Source organism: Edwardsiella ictaluri ATCC 33202, assembly GCF_000264785.1.
Classification (GTDB): Bacteria; Pseudomonadota; Gammaproteobacteria; order Enterobacterales; family Enterobacteriaceae; genus Edwardsiella; species Edwardsiella ictaluri.
The window spans coordinates 1-1,558 of sequence record NZ_AFJI01000087.1 but is presented as its reverse complement, the minus strand read 5'-3'; the positions used below and the strand labels follow the sequence as shown (position 1 = coordinate 1,558).

Here is a 1,558-nt window from a genome sequence, read left to right as displayed (position 1 = left end):
CCCGCAGTCTGGAGGGTAGCGATGGCAGGCTGCTCAGTGAGGTGTCAGAAACTATCAGTGCCCGCAGCCCGTCGGGCAGCTGCGGTAGGTTGCTCAGTGAGGTCTTATAGACATTCAGCGTCTGCAGTTCGGAGGGCAGTTGTGGCAGGCTGGTCAATCGGGTATTACGAACCTCCAGCACTTGCAGCCCGGGCGGTAGCGGCGGTAGGCTGGTCAGTGAGGTTTTATAGACCACCAGCGTCTGCAGTCCGGGCGGCAGCGGCGGCAGGCTGGTCAGTGATGGGCCATAGACATCCAGCAGGGTGTCATTTTGCATGCAGTGACGTAGCTTCCACACAGTATTGGCACGGTCTGCTGCCTCTTCTGGCGGCGCAGCCCTTTCCCATTCTGACCACGCAGCCTCATACTCTTCCGCTGTCTGTGGGCCCGCGGTGGCGGAAGCAGCTGAAGCACATGATGCCGGGAGCCCCTCATCGCCTGGTGGTGCGGGCTGGCTGATGTCATGTCTCATCATGCCCTCCGGATAGATGACGGTATAGGTACCGGTATCATCAAGGGTTACTGATACTATTTCCTGTCCGCCTTCACCCAGGATACCGAAGTGGTTCTCTCCATCGCGATCAGTCCGGATATTCTCCCTATATCCGGGATAGGCGAGCGTTCTGAGCTGCTCAAATCTGTCTGCTACAGCCTCCCGCGTGGTTTCGGCTGGCGGGTAGCAAATCTCCCGGAGACAGTTCAGGACTTCAGACTGGTCCGTTGAGCAGAAAAACACCTGAATTTTCTCATGTATGTCTATTTCCAGTGGGGTATCAGCGCTGGAGATGTGATTAGTGTGGTTATTGCTGATGGTGGCAAGGAAACATCCGGTTCCGACATAAAGTGGCATAGTGAAATTTTCCCATTAATTCAGTTGATAAATACCGCCTGTCCGAACGGATGGCTTTCCTTAAAGGGGGCAGTTTGAAAGGAGGGCAGTTTGGATATTGAAACGCATTGTACGTGAAGGCGCTTTTTTGACTTTTCGACTTTACGCTGATCTTTGCTGAACCGTAGCGGATTTCTGGGAGATGACACTTTCAGTGAAAGGCGATCCGCCAGGATAGCGAAATCATCCCGGCGTTACCCCCCCGAACCCGGTGAGCGGGCAGTCAGAATGCTGAGAGCGCAGCGGGATAGTTACTCCTCTGAACCTGCTGCTATTTAGAGCCGCTAACAAAACCGTTCAACAAAGCGCAAGCAGATAGCAGCACAAGCCAGCGTCAGCAATGCAAGATGGGTATCCAGCCGCCGTTCGAAGCGAATACGCAGCTTGCCAAAACCCGCTAACCAACCATGAGTTCGCTCTACAACCCAGCGATAACGACCCAATCGGTCATGGCTATCAACGCCTCGCCGGGCAATACGGGCCTTGATTCCCCGTCGCCTCAGATAATCCCGGCAACGGCGAAAATCATACCCCTTGTCTGCGTGTAGCTTGTCAGGCCGATATCGTGGTCGCCCTCTCTTGCCTGCTAACGCCGGGAGGGCATCCAACAATGGCTCAAACATTATCGGG

Annotated in this window: 2 protein-coding genes; both read right to left on the bottom strand. The window is 54.9% G+C overall.

Going from position 1 to position 1,558, the window contains the following annotated elements; translation table 11 throughout:
- On the bottom strand, positions 1-889 hold an 889-nt coding region (locus tag EIEH_RS18570; protein ID WP_275039275.1), incomplete at its 3' end, for a leucine-rich repeat domain-containing protein.
- 323 nt (positions 890-1,212) lie between these two features.
- On the bottom strand, positions 1,213-1,558 hold a 346-nt coding region (locus EIEH_RS17890), incomplete at its 5' end, for a transposase (protein WP_152412044.1).